Here is an 18,144-nt window from a genome sequence, read left to right as displayed (position 1 = left end):
CGGCCAGCGGCGGCGATGCCGCGCCCCGGTCCCTGCCGGCCGCCCCGGACGTTGCCGCGCCGGGCCTGACCCCGGAGGCTGCCGCCCCGGGCGCGCCGGCCGAACAGGCCCCGCGCCGCCCCGCCAGACAGCGCCGTCACAAGCCCGCAGCCATCGAGCCGGGCCAGGGAACCGAGACCGCCCAACCGCCCCAGGGAGCCGATCATGGGCCGACGCCCTAGCCTTGTCGCCCTGTTGACCGCGCTGGCCGCCGCCCTGGCCCTGGCCGCGCCCGGCCTGGCCCTGGACCTCGACCCCAAACCCGGACGCGCCCCCCTGCGGTTGCCCGGGGAACTGTTCAGTCCGGACGGCGCGACCGAGGGGCGGCTGCTGGTCAAAATCGCCGCCAAGAAGGTCAAGTACTCGCGGGTGCTGGAAACCGTTCCCCTGGCCCTGGACGGCCGGGTCGAGACCCCGGGCGGTCGCGCCGCCCTGACCCTGGCCACGGCCAAGGGCGGCCCGGACATTGCCCTGGGACGGTTTAACGAAGTGGCGCTCGACATCCGCGACGCCGATCCGGACAACCCCACCCTGGCGGCCCTGACCATTGCCGCTCCCAACGGACGCATCTACGGCAGCGACCCCCTGGAATGCGTCGACCGCCTGGGCGAGACCTATCTGGCCGCCATCGCGCCGGAGCAGTCCGTGCCCGTGGCCAGGGCCGCCTGGGCCGACAAGAACGCCCTGTATCTGGCCCGCCGGGTCCTGGACCTGCCCTTTGACGACCTCTGGCGCACCACCCAGGACGGTCCGTCCACCTTTCTGCAACGCCGCTTCGACCGCGACAGCCTCGACCTTGGCGCGGTGGACATCATTTTGCGCCGTCCGGCCCCGGTCCAGCTCAATCTCGTCCTGGCCCTGGACCCGGCAAGCCCCGGGTCGCGCACCGTCCTTGACTGGTACGCCCTGGCCAAGCGCACCTTTGAACTGCCCGACGGCCGCACCGTCCTTCGCGTCTACGTGGGCCGCTATCTGCGCGAGCGCTATCCCGGCCTCAAATGGGCGCGGCTTAAAGAAATAAGCCTCATGTTTTTCCGCCAGGGACCGGCCGAAGTGGCCCGGGACCGGCTCATCGAGCGTCTGGTCTTCACCCCTTCGGGCTTCGACCCGGCCGTCCTGGCCCAAAACGGACTGCCCGGACGCCTGCCCACCCGGGTGCGCGAACCCTTTGCCGGCTCCCGGCGGGTCTTTGTCAACGTGGCCCAGGCCGCCGCCGCCATCGGACCCGGCGGCACGGCCCGGATGGCCCTGGCCCTTGCGCCCATGGCCCCGGCCCAGCCCGGCGGCGGCACGGCCGAGGCGGCCTTTCTGGCCCTGACCTCGCCGCGCCGCGATACCCCGGCCTTTCTGGCCGCTGCCGACGAGCTGGCCACCAGCCTTGGCGCTGCCCCGGACATCAGCCGGCCGGACGGCGGCGTGCCGGTCGCGGCGCTGTGGAGTCTGGCCCCGCCCTTTGCCCGGACCCCGGGCCAAGGCCCGGCCCGGTCCGATTTCGGCCAGACCGTGGCCGATCCGGTCTTTGTGTCCGGCGGCCAAGGGCTTTTCACCGCCGCTTCGCCGGTGCGCCTCTTTCGCACGCCGGCCGGGCTGACCGTCGAAGGCAAGGGACCGGACCTGACCATGGCCGTGGACGCCGCCTTCGTCCCGAAGCCGGGGTATGAGCACTTTTTCCGCCTGGACATCGGCCGCGCCCCGGGCCTGACCGATGCGACCCTGGCCGTGTTTGCCCCCGGGGCGGCCGGAGCGGCCAAAACCTATGCCCTGCGCCCGGGGCAGCCCGTCCCCCTGCCTGATCTGCCGGCCCGGGTCAGCCGGGCGGAAGTCCGGTTTGCCTTTTCGGGCCGGGAGTTTTCCCTGCCCGTCACCCGGGCCATGCTGACGGCCGTGCCGATCGGACCAGCCCAGACGGGCCTCTACGATGCGGCCCTGCCCTGGCCCGTGACCTCGGCCGCCTTGCCGGCCACGGTCGCCGGCCAGCCGGCCTATGGGCCGCGCACGAGCCTGGGTCCCATGGCCTGGCTCACGGCCGGCTTCGAGCTGGTGGGCGACCCGGTGGCCGTGTCGGTGGACGGGGCCAGCCCGGCCGTGCCCGACACCCGCTCGGGCATCCTGGCCGCCCGGCTGCCGGCCCGCCCGGATCTGGCCCCGGCCACGGTGGCCGTGCGCGGCCGGGGCGACCAGCCGCCGGGGCAGTTGACGCTGGCCGATCCGGTCTTTTCCGGCGAAGGGCAGGTCGGCTGGCGGACCATTTTTGCGGCCCTGCCCCTGCTCTCCATGGGCGACGCCCCACACAGCCCGGGACCCATCAGCGAGGCCACAGCCGCCCGCTTAAACGCCGCCGACGACTGGCTGGGCATCGGGCCGGCCCGGCTGCCGGCCAAGGCTGCCGCCGTGCGTTTTTTCGACACCCCCTGGTACGGCGTGTCCGCCCTGTGCTTTGAAACCGACGCCCCGCTCCATCTCTCCCGCTTTGCCGGGCCGGCCAGGACGGCCGGGGCTTCCGGCGGTCCGGGGACCCTTGGCCGGGTCCTGGCCGCCCTGGCCCTGGTTCTGGCCGCTGCCGCCGGCCTGCGTCTGGCCGGCCCGGGGCGCCTGTCCCGGCTGGTGGACGGTCCCTGCGCCTGGCTGGCGTCCCTGCCGGCCGACGCCGCGGCCAGCCGCCGGGAGCGCCGGCTCTTCGGGGGACTGGCCGCCGGGCTTTGGCTTGTCGCCCTGGCCCTTGGCGGCGTGCCCGGCCGGGTGGTCCTGGGTCTTGCCGGGCTGGCCCTGGTTCCGGTATGGCGGGTGTGTGCGCCGGCTGTGGCCGCTCGGCTGTCGCGGCTGCTTCCCGCCCTGGGTCCGTGGCTGGCGGCCGGGACCGGCCGCGCCTACTTCCTGGGCTTTGCCCTGGCTCTGGCCCTGGCCGCCGCCCTGCGCAGCCTCCATCTGCTGCCGGCCTCGGAATTTTGCGCCCAGGCCGGCCTGTACGCCTTTCTGGCCGGCCTTGGCCTGCAACTGCGCCCCACTGCCATCAACCGGGCGGACACGCCCGAGGACACCCGTTCGTGAAACGCTTTCTCAAGCAGAATATCGTCATCCTCATCCTGCTCAATTCCGGCAACCTGTTTAACTACCTCTTCCAAATGGTCGTGGGCCGGGCCATGAGTCCGGCGGATTTCGGCAGCTTCAACGCGCTCAATTCCACCATGGTCATCTTTTCCGCGCCGCTGGCCATTGTCCCCCTGGTCATCGCCCGGTTTACGGCCCGCTTTGTCCTGACCGACATGGGGATGGTCCGTTCGCTTTTGGGCCGCGCCCTGGCCCTGGCCACCGGTCTGGCCGCCGTGGCCTACGGCCTGGGCGCGCTGGCCCTGCCGGCCCTGCAGTCGTTTTTGCACATCGAAACCGCCTCCCCCATCCTGCTCATGCTCGGGGTCATGGCCGGCTCGTTTATCCTGCCGGTGCCCTGGGGCATGTTGCAGGGACTCCAGCGCTTCACCGGCTACGGCATTGCCGGGGCGTCCAATGCCTGCTTCCGGTTCCTGGGGGCGCTGCTTTTTGTCTGGGGCCTGTCCTTGGGCATCAACGGCGCGCTGCTTTCCAGCCTGACCGGCATTGCCGCCGCCTTGTGCGTCAATTTCCTGTTTCTGCGCGACGTCGTGCCGGTCCCCTCCTCGCCCCTGCCCCAGGGCCTGCTCAAGGAAGTCGGGACCTATTCCGTCGGGATGCTCCTGTCGTCGATCATCGTCATGGTCCTTGGCAACCTGGACATGGTGCTGGTGCGCCACTACTGCGACGCCGAGGGGGCCGGACTGTACGCCACGGCCGCCATCCTCGGGCGCATCGCCTTTTATCTGCCCTCGGTGCTCATGAGCGTCCTTTTCACCGAAGCGGCTTCAGCCAAGGAGTCCGGACGCAACGATCTGTCCTCGCTGTGGCTGTCCATGGGCATGACGGCCGCCCTGGGCGGCGGATTTGCCCTTTTTTGCCTCATTGCCTCGGATTTCGTGGTGCACCTGCTCTTTGGGGCCAAGTACGTCGCCGCCGGACCGCTGCTGTCCGTCATCAGCGCCGCCATGGCCTTGCTGGCCGTGGCCAACATCCTGTTCGTCTATTTCCAGGCCCGTTCCGAGTTCGGCTTTGTCTGGTTCCAGGCGGCCGGGGTGGGACTGTTTCTGGGACTGACCTATTTTTACCACGACACGCCCATGACCGTTGCCTGGCTGCTGTTTGCCGGCATTGCCGTCATGCTGGCCGGGTCGCTCCTGTGGCTGCTTGGCCGGGTGCGCGCCCGGCGGGCCGACCACGCCGGAGCATAAGGAGGCCATGATGGGCGGCAACACCTTTGGTTCGATCTTTCGGCTGACCACCTACGGCGAATCCCACGGCCCGGCCCTGGGCGGCGTCATCGACGGCTGCCTGCCCGGCGTGGCCCTTGACGAAGCCGCCATCCAGCGCGACCTCGACCGCCGCCGGCCCGGGGCCGGAGGCCTGACCGGCACCGCCCGCAAGGAAGCCGATGCCGTGCGCCTGCTTTCCGGGATCTTTGAGGGCGAAACCACGGGCACGCCCATCGCCTTTGTCATTGAAAATACCGATCAGCGCTCCCGCGACTACGAAGCCGCCAAGAATCTCCTGCGGCCGGGCCATGCCGACGGCGTCTATCTGGCCAAGTACGGCCGGCGCGATTATCGGGGCGGCGGCCGGGCCTCGGCCCGGGAAACCGCCGCCCGGGTGGCCGGCGGAGCGGTGGCTGCGGCCATGCTCGCCCCTTGTGGCATCGACGTCGTGGCCTACACCGTGGAATTCGGCGGCATCCCGGCTGCGGCCATTGATCCGGCCGGTGCGGCCGATCGCCCGTTTTGCGCCCCGGACCCGGCCGTCATTGCGGCCTGGGAAGCCCGGGCCAAGGAAGCCATGGCCAAGGGCGACAGCCTGGGCGGCATTGTCGAGGTGGTGGCCACCGGCGTCCCGGCCGGGCTTGGCGAACCAGTGTTCGACAAGCTCGACGCCCGGCTGGCCTATGGGCTGATGGGCATCGGCGCGGTCAAGGGCGTGGAGATCGGATCGGGCTTTGCCGCCGCCCGGGCCAGCGGCTCGACCAATAACGACCCCATCGTTTTGCCGCCCGTATCCAACAACGCCGGCGGGATCCTGGGCGGCATCGCCAACGGGCAACCCATCGTGGCCCGGGCGGCGATCAAACCCATTCCGTCCATTGCCATGCCCCAGCGCACGACGGATATTTATGGCGCTCCGGCCGAGATTGTCGTGGGCGGCCGACACGACCGCAGTGCGATACCCCGCGTTGTGCCGGTGGTGCGGGCCATGGTCCTGCTGGTCCTGGCCGATCTGTGGCTGGCGCAACGCGTGCTCGCCTCCTAGCGCCGCGTCCGTGAACGTCGTTTCGGGGCAGACACCGCAACCACCCGGGAAGCGGTGTTCATAAAATTGCCGCACCGGTCGTCCGGCAGGTCGGATAACCGGCCTGGCAGCAACTCTTTTTCATTTTCTCCCGAGTTCAAGAGGGCCTGGGCCTGGGCTCTCCCGCTACTGTTACTTTTTGACTCAAACAGCCCAACATTTGCCCCAATCTTTCCTCTCCGCATTAATAGCCTAGAATAACATAACTAATTGGCAACCCGGAGCCCTTCGCCGACCTGGCGGAACTCCCTTTTGCGCGGATTTGTCTTGAAACACGCTTCGTTTTCACGTATTCTTCTGCTAAGCACACGTTTTTTCGAGAGTTTCCGACATGGTGCGATCCTTGCTTCGCGGCAGAGACCCCGAGGACGTTCCATGCCCCTACGAGCCGGTACGTCAGATCTGTGTCTGGGCTGCACACCCCGGCCGGAAAAAGCTGACCAGGCTTTATGCAAAAGATGCAACATCGCGCTGCCGCACAACGAAGGAGGCGAATATGGATGTACCCAGCAAGAGCAACAAAGCTTGGGCAGACATCGTGACCGGGAAAAAGGCATTCCAACTCAAGTTCCTCGCTGCCAAAATTCTGCTTGGACGACTGACTCGCGCCGTCAAGGAAGATCCATCGCCGGAAAACATCAGTTCCAGCGTAGACCAGATCTACGCCATCTTCGCCAACAACGTGAATATGCCCAGCGTCCAGGACGATTTGAAAACCATTTTCGGCTAGGAGGGCATCATGCAACAGACCATCTCCACCGTCGCGGATATCAAACAAAAAATTGAGGCTGGCCGTAAACTCCTCCTGGCCGGTGATGAAGATGCCCTGCGCCAGTTGCCCAAGGGCGACTGGATCGCCGGGACCATCCCGTATTTTATTTCCGCCACCGAAGGCGGCATGGTCAGCCGGGAAATGATCTGCGCCACAGACATCACCGACTGTGCCGCTTCCATCGAGATCGCCACCTATGACGCCAACAGCCTGGCCCGGGTCTACACCGAAGGCCCCAAGCACGGTTTCAGCTTCATCATCCTGCCCGCCGCCAGCAAGACACACCAGGCGTTTGCCTTAAACGGCCCCAATTACAAAGACTTCGGCATCCGCCCGCTCATTGGCTGGGTGGCCGGCGTGCACTTAAGCGACCTCGGCAAAAAGACCCCCAAAGTGCTCAACGGCCGCACCGGCGAAATCCTGGAAGACGCCGCCCTGGTGCTCCAGGCCCAGTTGCCCGAAGGCAAAGTGGCCGAAATCGGCATCATCAATCTCTTCGAACAGGGCGACGGCGACATCCTGACCTTCTCCTCCGACGGCAACTCGGCCAAGGACGTCATGGTCAACGGCGAAAAGCGCAACTTCGCCGCCTATATCGTCAAGAACAAGCTCGACACCAAGCTGCCGCTCGTGGCCGACTACTACGGCGCCATGGTCAACATCAGCTTCCAGGACGTCGACGAAGTGGAAGGGCAGGTCAAATTCTACGCGCCGGTCTTTACCGGCATCCGCTACAAGCATGCCCGCCCCGTCTCCGACTACGTCAAGGTCTTCAACGACCGGCTGCAGAAGGAAGGCTCCATCGAATCATCCCGGGTGGTCTTCTCCTGCAACTGCATCCTCAACTACTTGTACTCCGAACTGGAAGGCAAAAAGACCGATCCCTTCACCGGACCGGTCACCTTTGGCGAAATCGCCTACCAGTTGCTCAACCAGACCCTGGTCTACCTTGAGATCATGGACGTGTAGGGGAGAGGCGACGCCAGGGAACACAGGACGTACCATGTGCCAGGGGCGGCCGCCCGTCATCCGGAAAGACGGACCGGCGTAACCGCGACGTCGGGGTCGGCCCCTGGTCCCAGCGACAGTCCTCGAAGAGTGGGAGGCTGCATTCCCGGTTGCCAGACCGGGGAAGCAGCCTCCCCGTATTTTCAGGAACAGGCCCGGCCTCCTTGGACCATGCCTCCCTGCGCGGGGATTCCCGTCGAGGTCAACGCCACAGGGTACGGTCCCGGCCTTTCTTCCCATCTTTTCCGGCGCAACTTCCGCCTGTCGGCTTGGCCGCGTACCCGGTCAAATCAAACGAACCCCAGGCGGGATTCCAAAGGGCACTGTCCTTTGGCCGCCGAAGGCCTGTCCCCTTTCTGTTCACTCTCCGCCCGCGGCGGCCCGAAACTCCGCCGCGATCTGCGGCACGGACTTGCGCGGCGCGATCATCTGGGCCTGAAGACGCTCCAGGAACTCCGCCGGCGGCTGCGGATGCGTTCCCCGGACCACCGCCAGCTCCGGATACGCCGCCTGGATCGTGCGCTCATATTTCCCCACAAACGGACAACTCTCGACCATGCAGGCGGCCAGATGAATGGCCGTGACTCCGGAAGCGGCCAAGGCCCCGACCCGACGCAGAATCTTGTCGTGAGCATGCCGGCCCGGACATCCGGCACAGTTGATGACCCCGACCACCCGCACGCCATCGGCATAGCCGGCAAAGTGCCCGGTTCCCTCACTGGCCGCCCGCAGGCAGCCAAACGTCGAGCACCCCACATCCTGGGTCGTATTGGAACAGGTCAGAATCCCGATGTCGGTCATGACAGTCTCCTTGTTTAGTAGTAGACCGGTCGTCTACTTGCGGTTGCTCAAAAAAGGCGCTCCCGCGCCTGCCCGGTGCCCCAAGCCCGCCGCCACTCAAGCCGGTCGCAACACCCGTACAGCCTGTCGGGCAAAGGCTGCCAGGGGCTCACCCGACCGTTCGACTTTCATTCGCAAAAGCGCCCCCTGCCAGGCTCCGGCCAGAAAGCCGGCCACATCGGCGGCGTCCAGGGATGCGTCAAACTCCCCAGTCGCCTGCCCGGCCAGCACGAGCTTTTCGAAAAAGCCGCTCAAACCGGCAAGACTGACCGCCAGCCGCTGCCCAAAGGCCTCGGTCTGCCCGCCCAATTCCTGTACCAGATTGCCAATGGGACAGCCGAGCCGATAGCCGCCCTCGGCCTGGATGGACTCAAAACGCTCGACAAAGAATTGCAGCCGGCCCACGGCCGAGAGATCGTCCCGGGCCAGCACCGAACGCACCACTTCCCCAATCCAGGCCTCGTCGTATTCGATGACCGCCAGGACAAAGGCTTCCTTGCTCGGGAAATAGTGGTAAAAGGATCCCTTGGGCGTACCAGCGGCGTCAAGGATCTCTTTGAGGCCGGTAGCGGCATAGCCTTGGCGATGGATAATAGCCGCCCCGGTGCGAAGGATACGTTCCCGCGTCGTCTCGTTCATGCGGACGAACTAGACCGGTCGGTCTAACTTGTCAAGCGGCGTCATCCGCCCGAGCCGCCGCCCACCCAACCCCACAACCGACTAAAAAACGTCAGGCCCCGTCGCCGGGCCGGCGCAGGGCGTTGATCTTGTCCACCAGATAATTTTCCAGCTCGCGGCGATCCTTGCGAATGCGCATCAGCTCGGCTTCAAGCACCTGCACCTTCCCGGAAAGGGCCGCGCCTTCGGCCCGGGCCAGTTCCAGCTCTTCCCGCAAGGCCGTCGCCGTCTCCTGGGGCAAGGCCGCAGCAGCAGGCCCCCCGGCCCGGCCGAGATGTTCGGCCAGGGACCGGGCAATCTCCGAACCGATGGCCGCCGCCATGGCCAGCATGGTCTCGGCCTGTCCTGCCGCTCCGCCCTGGCCGGCCAGATCGACCGGGCCGGCAGTCGAGACCACCCCGCTGCCCACATTGACTGGATAGCGCCGCGACAAGGCCGCCCGCACGTCGCCAGCCGCCATCCCCTGGCCAAGCATCGCTCCAATCTCTCGAAACACGTCCACCGCTTCGGCCCGGAACCGCTTATTGCGTCCGACGCCCATGCTCGGCAGCACGTCGTCAAACCGGTTCTTCCAGTAATGCAACGTCGATTCCGGCATATCCAGAATCTTGGCAATAGCGGCAATGGAATAGAGGCGACTGTCAGCCACGGCGTCACTCCCTGGTAGAAAACCGGCAATACATCCTTGCACAGCCTTGAAGCACCCGGCCCGCCCTGTCAAGGGACCGGCTTTCCTGGGGATGCCCGTCTGTCACCAAGCGCCACGGAATCGTCGACAGCCGTGCGCCAAACCTCAACAGAGCCGTAACCAACCCGGGCTAGCACACAAGAGCCGCCAAGCACAGGCCAATCGCCCGAGGCGACAAACGAGGTAGAACGCCATGGATGCCATGCAGCACCGCGACATCTTCGCTCTGACTCCAGATTTCAGTGGAAGCCCTCTCAACCGGGCTCTGGCCCTGGCCGAACCCGTCCTGTCCCGGCTCCTGTCCCTTGGCCGGTTGCGCGACATCTACCGCGATCTGCCCAAAGGGCTGGACGCGCCCGGCTTCATCGACGCCCTGCTTCAGGTCATGGACGTGGATATCCGGGCCAATGCCGAGGAACTCGACCGCATCCCCAAGACCGGGCCGGTGGTGGTGGTGGCCAATCATCCTTTCGGCTGCCTGGAAGGGCTGGTCCTGGCCAAGATGCTCCTGACCGTGCGCCCGGACGCCAAAATCATGGCCAATTTTCTTCTCTCGCGCCTTCCGGAGCTGCGCGACCTGTTCGTGTTCGTCAATCCCTTTGGCGGCGCGACGGCCACCACCGCCAACGTACGCCCGCTCAAGGACTGCCTGACCGTGCTCAAATCCGGCGGCGTACTCGGCATCTTCCCGGCCGGGGCCGTCTCCCACCCCAGACTGGTCAACGGCCGCCTGGAAGTGGCTGATCCGAAGTGGAGCGCCACCGTGGCCCGGCTCGTGCGCAAGACCGAAGCCACCGTGGTCCCGGTCCGTTTTGCCGGCCGCAACAGCCGCCTGTTCCAGGTCCTGGGCCTTGTCCACCCTGTCCTTCGCACCCTCATGCTGCCCCGGGAATTCGCCAACAAACAAGGGGCCACGGTCGAAGCCCGCATCGGCAGCCCCGTGCCCTTTGCCCGCCTGGAACGCCTGGCCGGCCGCGACAAGGCCCCTGATGAGTGCATCATGCGCTATCTGCGTCTGCGCACGGCGCTGTTGCGCGACCGGTCACACAAGCCCCGCCGGCTGCCGCCGCTTCTGCCGCCCAAATCCCACACCCGGCAGGAAGCGCTCATCCCGGCCGTGGATCCGACCCTCCTGGCCGATGAAATCGCCAGCCTGCCGGCCGGCTCGGTCCTGCACCACAGCGGCGAATTCGCCGTCATCGAAGCCAAAGCCGGCGCCATTCCCCTGGCCCTTCGGGAAATCGGCCGGCTGCGCGAATACACCTTCCGCCGCGTGGGCGAAGGAACCGGCAAATCCTGCGATCTCGACAGCTTCGATCCCTTCTACCGCCACCTGTTCCTGTGGAACACTGAAAAACACGAGATCGCCGGGGCCTACCGCATCGGCCGCACTGACGAATTGCTGGCCGCCAACGGCCCGGCCGGTCTGTATACCAGTACCCTGTTCGTGCTCAAAAACGCCTTCTTCAAACAGATCGACCCGGCCCTGGAAATGGGCCGTTCGTTTGTGCGGCCGGAATACCAGAAAAGCTACGCCCCGCTGCTGCTGCTCTGGAAGGGGTTGGCCCAGATGGTCGTGCGCGAACCGCGCTACCGCATCCTGTTTGGCCCGGTCAGCATCACCAGCGAATACAAACACGCCTCCCGCCGCCTCATGGCCGGCTACTTCGAAGGCAATGTCTCGCACCCGGCCCTGGCCCGGCACGTCAAACCCAAGTCCCCGCTTCGCGGCCAGACCTGGCTGGCCCGGGCGGCCAAAACCCTGGTCGCCGACCTCGACGACCTGCTGGCCCTGATCGACGACATCGAAGCCGACCGCAAAGGCATCCCGGTGCTCTTGCGCCAATACCTCAAACTCGGCGGCAAGCTGCTGGCCTTCAACGTGGACAAGGACTTCAGCGACTGCCTCGACGGCCTCATTGTCGTCGACCTGCTCAAGGCCGACCGCCGCCAGCTTGAACGCTACATGGGCAAAGACGGCCTTGCCGCCTTCCACGCCTACCACGACACCCCCGAGCGCATCGAGAACTGCGCCTAAGCAAACTCGGCCCGCCCTCCCCAATTCCTTTGGTCCATCACCCCCGCGCTCCCGCCCACCAACCATTCCCACCCGCCCGACCCAACCCGTCGCCGGGGTCCGGGGGGATCATCCCCCCGGCGGGTTCGGGCAGAGCCCGATTCTCTTCCCTCCACGCTTTGCACCCATGCCCCGGCCGCCAAGCATTGACTTCCCGGCGGCAAAGCTGGAACAAAGGCCGCGACGGATATGCTGCGGGATGTCGCGTTGCAGCTGCAACAGCGCCGCGTCGTCACGCAAAGGGAGAACAATCGCCATGGATGCCGTAAGTTTCGCCGTCCTTCGCCGGGCCTTGGATTGTCTGGCCCTGGCCGAGGACACCGGACGCAGTCTGGACGCCATGCTGGCCGGCCTCTTGGCCGTGTTGTCCGAAGCGCCGGGGTTGGGCCATGCGGCCGTGGTGTTGCTTGACAGCGACGACCGGCCGGCCATCCGGGCCAGCCTGGGTACGCCGGATATGAGCCTTATTTTGTCGGCTACCCTGGAGCGCGGCCCCCAGGCCTTGTTGGCCCGGGTCTTGCGACGCGGGGAGGCGGCTGTGGTTGCGGACCTCGATGGCGAGGTGGCCGTTGCCCGCAGCGAGGCGGCCATGCTGGCTGCGCCGGTGGTGATTGGCGAAACCGGGTGTGGCTGGTTTTTTGCAGACGGCCTGTTGGGCGGCCAGGCGAGCCTGGCGGCGGAACTGCGCACCGCGATGTTTGTGGCCGGGCTGATCGGACGGATGGCGGACATGGCAAACACGGCCATTGTCCAGGGCAGCGGCCTGATTCAGGAATTGACCTTTTTGCGGTCCAAGGTGTCCTTGCGCTACCGCCACATATTTTCCGACGGCCAGAGTGCCGTCATGCGCCGCCTGCGGTCTGAGGCGGACCGAGCGGCCTTGTCCGACGCGCCGGTGCTGCTGGTTGGCGAAGACGGTACGGGGCGGGCCGTGCTGGCCCGGTTGATTCACGAGCTTTCACCCCGGGCGGTGCGGCCGTTTGCGATTTTTGAGGCCGGGGACGAGACCGAGGCGGCCACGGCCGGGTTGCGGCTTTTCGGCAGCGCCCGGGGCTTTACCGGCGGCAGCAGCCCGGGACTGCTGGAAGAGGCCGAGGGCGGCATGGTGCTTATCGAAGACGCCCACCTGCTGCATCCCGAGACCGCCAAACGGCTAGCCGGCTACCTGTCCACCGGGACGTTTTCCCGGCTGGGCGGCGGCAGACTGCGCCGGGCAACGACGCGGCTGGCCTTTCAAATTCCGGCGGGCGGGCTTTCCCCGGAATTGGCCGCAGCCACCCCGCCCCAGATCATCCGCTTGCCGAGCCTGCGGGAACGGCGCGAGGACATTCCCGCCTTGCTTGACCATCTGCTGGCCCTGGAGGCGGCCCGCAGCGGCCGCCGCATGACCTTGACCTCCAAGGCCCTGCGGGCGCTTGAAACCTACGATTGGCCGGGCAACATCCGCGAAATGGAGCTGATGACGACCCGGCTGGCCATGACCGCGCCCGAGGACCGCATCGATATCGCCGATATTCCGCCCGAGGTGCTGACCGAGGGCGAACGACCGCCGGTCTTACCGGAAGATGCCGCCGAACTGCGCGACATGGAACGCCAGCAGGTGTTGAGTGCTCTGGAGCGCCATGGCTGGGTCCAGTCCCGGGCGGCCCGGGAGTTGGGGCTGACCTTGCGCCAGATCGGCTACCGCATCCGCAAATACGGCCTGGCCCGGGACGACGACGACGCCCCGGCGGCCTGATCAGGAGAATCCGCCATGCCCCAAGCCTTCAAGGATTTCGTCGACATTGCCTTCAAATTGGCTCTACTGGCCGCTGTGGCCTGCGCCCTGTACCTCTACGGCGAAGGCCGAAGCGTCGGCCGCTACCAGTACATCGCCAACGGCGAACAGGAATACGTCATGGATACGGTGACCGGCGTCATCTACCAGGGCGGCTTTTCCATGAACCACATCACTGGCAAGGAAACGCTGTCCAGCGCCGGGGCAAATCCTCGGAAGTAACTTGTGTCATGAATAATATAAGCTATTATTAATAGTTGAAATTGCCGCCTGCGGCGCCCCCATGATAGAAGGCGACTCCACCCGACGAGAGCGTGCGGCTCGTCAAAGGAGGGGCCATGACCCAACACGACAAGACGTTCCTGTTTTATCTCGGCTTTGACGACACCGACACCAAGACCTCGCCCAAAGGCACCGGCCGCACCATCCGCGATTTCTGCGCCACCCTGCCCGAAACCTATCGCCTGCACGCCGTGCTGCGCCACCAGCTGCCCAAGCGGCCGGAAATTCCCTATACCAGCAACAACAGCTCGGCCTGTGCCGTCATCGAGACCGATGATCCGGCCCTTGGCCGCTTTCTGTTCGACAGCGCCGCCGCCTATCTTACCAAATTTGCGCCAGAAGGCAGCGACCCCGGCGTCTGCCTGGCCGAGCGCCGGGACGTGCGCGACGAACTGGTCGCCTTCGCCCTGGCCTGCAACGGCGGCAAAGTCAGCCAGAGCCAGGCCATGACGGCCGCGTCCGGCATCCTGCTGGCCGGGGTCGGCGGCACCAACGACGGCCTGATCGGCGCGGCGGCGGCAGTGGGCCTGACCCGCCACGGCTGGTGCGGCCGGTTTATCGAACTGGGCGACATGCGCTCGCTGCCGGCCACCGTGACCGTGGGCGACCTGCTCCAGCGCGGCATCCAGGTGACCTCGGTGGACCGCGATCCGCTAGTCCCGCTCCCGGGCGACGCTATTGCCACCGGCGGCTGGCTGCGGCCCTCGCTTTTGGCCGGGCAGGCCGTCCTGCAGGTGCGCGCCGACGGCGACGGCCGCTGGGTGGCGGCCCTTGGCAAACGCGGCGACAAGGCGGCGTAGGTGGTGGTGTAGACAAGGCAAGAATGTGGGGCGCTGCCCCACGCCCCGCCGGGGGGAGGGTAGCCCCCCGGACCCCTCGGCGGGAAACCCAGTATCAGGCGCGCTGCCGATACCGCTCCACAAAGGCAAGCAGCCCTCTGGCTTGGCGCTCCATGTAGCCGACCCAGGCGTCCAGCACCTCGCGGCCGGCGTCCGTGACGGCGTACACCCGCTTGGCCGGTCCCGAGCCCGTGGCGTCCCACTCCGAAGCCACCAGCCCCTCGTCCTCCATCTGGCGCAAATGCCGGTAGATCATGCCCGGCGGCGCATCGCCCTTTAAAAATCCATACTCGCCGATATGTTGCAGCAGCTCATAGCCATGAGACTGCCCGTCCAGCAGCGCCATCAGAATCGACGGCTGCATGTAGCGTTCCTGTTTGCCGCCGCCAATTTTCTCGGACATCGCCTCCACTCCTTGACATAGATACTACAAACACATATGTTAAACTCAACACCAAACAGGGCACCGGCCCCATCGGAGGAAATCATGGCCAAGATTTTTGCGCGTGAGCGCCGCAAGATCGAACAGGGTGAAAAGAAGCCTCGTTTCCGCGTGGTGGCTGCCACGGGCGACATCAAGTTTTTTGTCGAACACATCCGCAAGCGCGAACTGGAAGCCATCGCTGTGTCCGTCGGCGCAGAGCTGGTGTATCTGCCCACCGACCCGGCCGGCGTCGGCGGTGGGAAAGAAGCCTAGGAAAAGAGAAGAAAGAGAAGAAAGAGAAGATGCCTCCGGCGGCCGGGAGGGGGTACCCCCCTCCCGGACCCTCCCTTCTGTGGCGGCGTTTTGTCCGGCCAAGCTTTGCTTGGCCGGACAAAACGCCGCCACAACATGGTGGGACCGAGAAATATTGGACGATACGCGGCTGGCCGGTGGCTCAAGCGCCCATACCGGCGGCCCGTCTTCCACCCGCCCGGTCTCCCCTGTCCTGTCGCTCTTCCTCGAACCTGTTCGGCCCGTCCCCGGGCCGAGGGCAGGTTGGGGGCGGAATTTGCGGGCGGCGGGTTGCCGGGCTTTGGCGGCAGCCTGCCGCCCGTAAATTCCGCCCCCATCTTCGCCAACCAGCCAGCCAACGCCCCAAACCCCTTCCAACTCCTTCTCCCGCCAAGGGGGTCCGGGGGGGATTATCCCCCCCGCCGCCGGAGGCATCCTCTGTCTTCACCGCGCCTCGCGCTACTCGTCCTTGTACACAATCGTGCCGACGTGCTCGCCGTTGAGCGCCGCCAGGATATGCTCGGGGTGGCGCAGGGCGTCGATGACCTGGAACTGTTTGATGCACTTGCTGTGCTTGAGGAAACGCAGCACGGGCCGTTCCACAATGAGATCGTCGAGGTTGAGGGCCGCCAGTTCGGATACCGAGATGCGGCCGTAAAATTCGAGCTTTTCGTGGTCCTTGGCCTTCTTGGGATCGTCGCTGTACAGGCCCTTTTCGTCCTTGAGGTAAATGAGCGACTTGGCTCCGATGTTTTCAGCTAAGAGGAACGCGCCGGAGTCGGTGCGATGCGGCGGAATCATGCCTTCCTCGGCCGGGTGCTCGAAGAAGCCGTAGGGCGGGATGCCCGGGGTGATGGGCAGATAGCCGAGCTGGCAGAACATGGTGAGCTGTTCGAGGTGGTCGCCGTGGCCGATGCGCACGCCGCCGTGTTTGGCCAAAAGGACCGAGAGGATCTCGGCGTTTTGCGAGGCCACCTTGTCGCCGAGCTTGGACAACACGCCGGTCGGCATGCCGAGTTCCAGGCCGATGTTGTAGATATGCCGGGCCCGGGTGCCGCCGCCGGTCATGAGGATGATCTTGTGCTGTTCCTTGGCCTTGAGCAGTTCGTCGAGGATGGGGAGCAACGCCTTGGCTCCCCGGTCCATGATGGACTGGCCGCCGATTTTGAGCACATTGACGTCAGGGTGCATCCGGAACACTTCCCGCTGGCCCTGACTGGCCAAAAGCGCCCGGCTGACCAGGGATTCACCCATGAGCGGCGATTCGATATGCAGACGTCCGCCTTCCTCTTGTTCCTTGATGAGCTTGCCCATTGCGCCCCCTCTCTCTTGGATTAATTTGAACAGAATATACTTGTCTGTATATCCTTGAAGAGTATAGGGCGCAAGAGGGAACAGCTGGGATTGGGAAGAACTAGCCGCCCAGGGCCATGGCGTAGAGCCGGGCCAGCATGGCCTGGGGCAGGGTGGCGTTCCACAGGCCCAGGGCGTGGGCAACGGCGTAGGCCAGGGCAAAGACGCCGCATGCGCCGGCGGCCGTGGTCCACCAGGGGACGGGGAGGCCGGCGAAGACGAAACGGACGGCGCTTTCCCGGCGCGGGCAGGCGACGACGCAGGAGGCACAGGCGGTGCAGGTCATGGGCCGGGGGCTGGCGTCGATGGGGATGTCCATGGGGCAGACCGTGCGGCAGCGGCCGCAGCCGGTACAGGCAGCAGCGTCCCGGGCAAGGGCTGTGGGGCCGACCTTGGCCAGAAGGCCGAGCAGTGCGCCGTAGGGGCACAGCCAGCGGCAAAAGGAACCGCGAAAGACCAGGCCGAGTCCGGCCAGGCCGGCCAGGATCAGCAGGGCCTTGGCGCTTGGGCTGGCAAAAAAGAGCAGCAGTCGGGCGTCGGCTGTGATGTTGTAGGAGGAGCGCAGGAAGGCATCGACGCCGGCGAGGTCCATGCCAAAAAACGTGGTGAACAGAAAAAAGGCCAGGAGCAGGTATTTGGGCAGGCCCAAAAGCGCGTTTTGGCGCGGACCAACGCTGCGGGCCAGTTTCAGGCGTTGTCCCAGGCGGCCCAGGCGCACGGCCAGGAACCCAACCGGGCAGATATGGCCGCAAAAGGCCTTGCGAAAGAGCACGGCCATGACGATGGCAGCCAGCAGAATCCACAGGCCGGCCGGATGCACGGGATCAAAAGAGCCGGCGGCGAGCAGGCGGCGCAACCCCAGCAGGGCGCTTATGGGCAAAAAGCCCTCCACCCCGGCCGGCCGGGACGCCGCATCGGCGCTGCCGGCCGCGACAGCCAGGCAAAACCGGACAAATTGCACCCCGACAGCCAGGGTGGCGACGAAGAAAAACCATTGGGGCAGGCGCACAAGGGCCTTGGGCGTGGGGCGGTACGACATGGGAAAACCTTGGAAGAATTGGGTTCCGGCGGGAAGGAGGACGCTTCACGCGTGTACAACAGACGTCTGTCCCCCAAAAGCGTTCGTGGGCCAGGACCCGCCCGCAAATGCCGAAGCGCCGCCTTGTCGGGGCGGCCTAATCGGGCAGGCGATCGGGCAGGACGCGGCGCAGGGTATTCCAGAGATCGTCGGTGGTAAAGGGCTTGGTCAGATAGGAGCTGACCTTGGCGGCATCGGCCTCGGCCAGATTGGCGGCCATGGCCTCGGCCGTGACCATGACAAAGGGCATGTCGGCCAATGCACCGTCGCCGCGTACCCGACGCAGGAGATCGATGCCTTTCATACGCGGCATGTTCCAATCGGAGATAATGCAGTCCACCGGCTCTGCAGCCAGCAGTTCCAGAGCCTGCCTGCCGTCGCACGCCTCCAGGACATCGGTTGCGTCGGAACCGAGCATCTTGCGAATGATCCCCCGCATCACTTTGGAGTCATCGACCACCAGGACCCGAAGCCGCTTATCCATGCCACCCGCCGATTATACTTTGATGAAGTTATCCTTGAAACGACACCGGGCACTTTTGGGTGTTTTACCAAAAAAAGCAAGCCCAACCATCGCCGCAGTGCCCGAGAGGTC

The 18,144-nt window shown here is 65.9% G+C and carries 17 protein-coding genes and 1 pseudogene; 11 read left to right on the top strand and 7 right to left on the bottom strand.

Annotation, left to right across the window (positions count from 1 at the left end):
* The 6 genes and pseudogenes from NY78_RS25315 to NY78_RS18385 all read left to right on the top strand — a co-directional run.
* Nucleotides 1–221 (top strand): annotated as a pseudogene (locus NY78_RS25315) (SPOR domain-containing protein); the annotation flags it as partial.
* Nucleotides 205–3,087 carry a hypothetical protein gene (locus NY78_RS18405; protein ID WP_047960278.1) on the top strand — a complete coding sequence of 961 codons (2,883 nt, stop codon included), beginning with the start codon at nucleotides 205–207 and terminating at the stop codon, nucleotides 3,085–3,087. The pseudogene NY78_RS25315 and the gene NY78_RS18405, both read left to right, overlap by 17 nt.
* Nucleotides 3,084–4,337 (top strand): oligosaccharide flippase family protein, encoded by a 1,254-nt coding sequence (locus tag NY78_RS18400; RefSeq protein ID WP_043639301.1) that lies wholly within the window; start codon nucleotides 3,084–3,086, stop codon nucleotides 4,335–4,337. Before NY78_RS18405 ends, NY78_RS18400 begins: the two co-directional genes overlap by 4 nt.
* Before the next feature lie 10 nt (nucleotides 4,338–4,347).
* Complete coding sequence (gene aroC, locus NY78_RS18395) at nucleotides 4,348–5,403, top strand: chorismate synthase (protein ID WP_043639298.1); 1,056 nt, start codon at nucleotides 4,348–4,350, stop codon at nucleotides 5,401–5,403.
* Nucleotides 5,404–5,938: 535 nt separating this feature from the next.
* Complete coding sequence (locus tag NY78_RS18390; protein ID WP_043639296.1) at nucleotides 5,939–6,172, top strand: hypothetical protein; 234 nt, start codon at nucleotides 5,939–5,941, stop codon at nucleotides 6,170–6,172.
* A gap of 9 nt (nucleotides 6,173–6,181) precedes the next feature.
* Nucleotides 6,182–7,183: a DUF6976 family protein gene (locus NY78_RS18385; protein ID WP_043639293.1), complete on the top strand. Its 1,002-nt coding sequence runs from the start codon at nucleotides 6,182–6,184 to the stop codon at nucleotides 7,181–7,183.
* A gap of 399 nt (nucleotides 7,184–7,582) precedes the next feature.
* On the opposite strand, the gene NY78_RS18380 is transcribed toward NY78_RS18385, so the two are convergent.
* The 3 genes from NY78_RS18380 to NY78_RS18370 all read right to left on the bottom strand — a co-directional run bounded on the left by NY78_RS18380 (nucleotide 7,583) and on the right by NY78_RS18370 (nucleotide 9,389).
* Nucleotides 7,583–8,023 carry a CGGC domain-containing protein gene (locus tag NY78_RS18380; protein WP_043639290.1) on the bottom strand — a complete coding sequence of 147 codons (441 nt, stop codon included), beginning with the start codon at nucleotides 8,021–8,023 and terminating at the stop codon, nucleotides 7,583–7,585.
* A 96-nt stretch (nucleotides 8,024–8,119) separates the two neighbouring features.
* Complete coding sequence (locus NY78_RS18375; protein WP_043639287.1) at nucleotides 8,120–8,701, bottom strand: TetR/AcrR family transcriptional regulator; 582 nt, start codon at nucleotides 8,699–8,701, stop codon at nucleotides 8,120–8,122.
* Between the two features lie 91 nt (nucleotides 8,702–8,792).
* Entirely contained in the window at nucleotides 8,793–9,389 is a 597-nt protein-coding gene (locus NY78_RS18370; protein ID WP_043639284.1) for a MerR family transcriptional regulator, read from the bottom strand.
* A gap of 232 nt (nucleotides 9,390–9,621) precedes the next feature.
* On the opposite strand from NY78_RS18370, the gene NY78_RS18365 reads away from it, so the two are divergent.
* From NY78_RS18365 to NY78_RS18345, 4 genes are all read left to right on the top strand, one after another.
* On the top strand, nucleotides 9,622–11,466 hold the full coding sequence (locus NY78_RS18365; RefSeq protein ID WP_043639282.1) for a lysophospholipid acyltransferase family protein: 1,845 nt from the start codon (nucleotides 9,622–9,624) through the stop codon (nucleotides 11,464–11,466).
* A gap of 295 nt (nucleotides 11,467–11,761) precedes the next feature.
* Nucleotides 11,762–13,243, top strand: a complete 1,482-nt coding sequence (locus tag NY78_RS18355) for a sigma 54-interacting transcriptional regulator (RefSeq protein WP_043639279.1) — start codon at nucleotides 11,762–11,764, stop codon at nucleotides 13,241–13,243.
* A 15-nt stretch (nucleotides 13,244–13,258) separates the two neighbouring features.
* On the top strand, nucleotides 13,259–13,504 hold the full coding sequence (locus NY78_RS18350) for a hypothetical protein (protein WP_043639277.1): 246 nt from the start codon (nucleotides 13,259–13,261) through the stop codon (nucleotides 13,502–13,504).
* Between the two features lie 116 nt (nucleotides 13,505–13,620).
* Nucleotides 13,621–14,364, top strand: a complete 744-nt coding sequence (locus tag NY78_RS18345) for a hypothetical protein (protein WP_043639276.1) — start codon at nucleotides 13,621–13,623, stop codon at nucleotides 14,362–14,364.
* Between the two features lie 94 nt (nucleotides 14,365–14,458).
* Here NY78_RS18345 and NY78_RS18340 read toward each other — a convergent pair whose 3' ends face one another.
* Nucleotides 14,459–14,806, bottom strand: coding sequence for a helix-turn-helix transcriptional regulator (locus NY78_RS18340; RefSeq protein WP_043639274.1), 348 nt, complete (start codon nucleotides 14,804–14,806; stop codon nucleotides 14,459–14,461).
* 84 nt (nucleotides 14,807–14,890) lie between these two features.
* Here NY78_RS18340 and NY78_RS18335 point away from each other — a divergent pair, with 84 nt between their 5' ends.
* Nucleotides 14,891–15,100, top strand: a complete 210-nt coding sequence (locus NY78_RS18335) for a hypothetical protein (RefSeq protein WP_043639271.1) — start codon at nucleotides 14,891–14,893, stop codon at nucleotides 15,098–15,100.
* A gap of 477 nt (nucleotides 15,101–15,577) precedes the next feature.
* Here NY78_RS18335 and NY78_RS18330 read toward each other — a convergent pair whose 3' ends face one another.
* The 3 genes from NY78_RS18330 to NY78_RS18320 form a co-directional block, all read right to left on the bottom strand.
* Entirely contained in the window at nucleotides 15,578–16,432 is an 855-nt protein-coding gene (locus NY78_RS18330; protein ID WP_043639268.1) for an amino acid kinase family protein, read from the bottom strand.
* A gap of 100 nt (nucleotides 16,433–16,532) precedes the next feature.
* Entirely contained in the window at nucleotides 16,533–17,510 is a 978-nt protein-coding gene (locus NY78_RS18325; RefSeq protein ID WP_043639265.1) for a 4Fe-4S binding protein, read from the bottom strand.
* Nucleotides 17,511–17,646: 136 nt separating this feature from the next.
* A complete protein-coding gene (locus NY78_RS18320; RefSeq protein WP_043639262.1) occupies nucleotides 17,647–18,033 on the bottom strand; it encodes a response regulator in 387 nt (128 codons plus the stop codon).
* Nucleotides 18,034–18,144: the final 111 nt, after the last annotated feature.

Origin of the sequence: Desulfovibrio sp. TomC (genome assembly GCF_000801335.2) — a bacterium.
Taxonomy (GTDB): Bacteria; Desulfobacterota; Desulfovibrionia; order Desulfovibrionales; family Desulfovibrionaceae; genus Solidesulfovibrio.
This window is presented reverse-complemented; position numbering and strand designations above follow the sequence as displayed.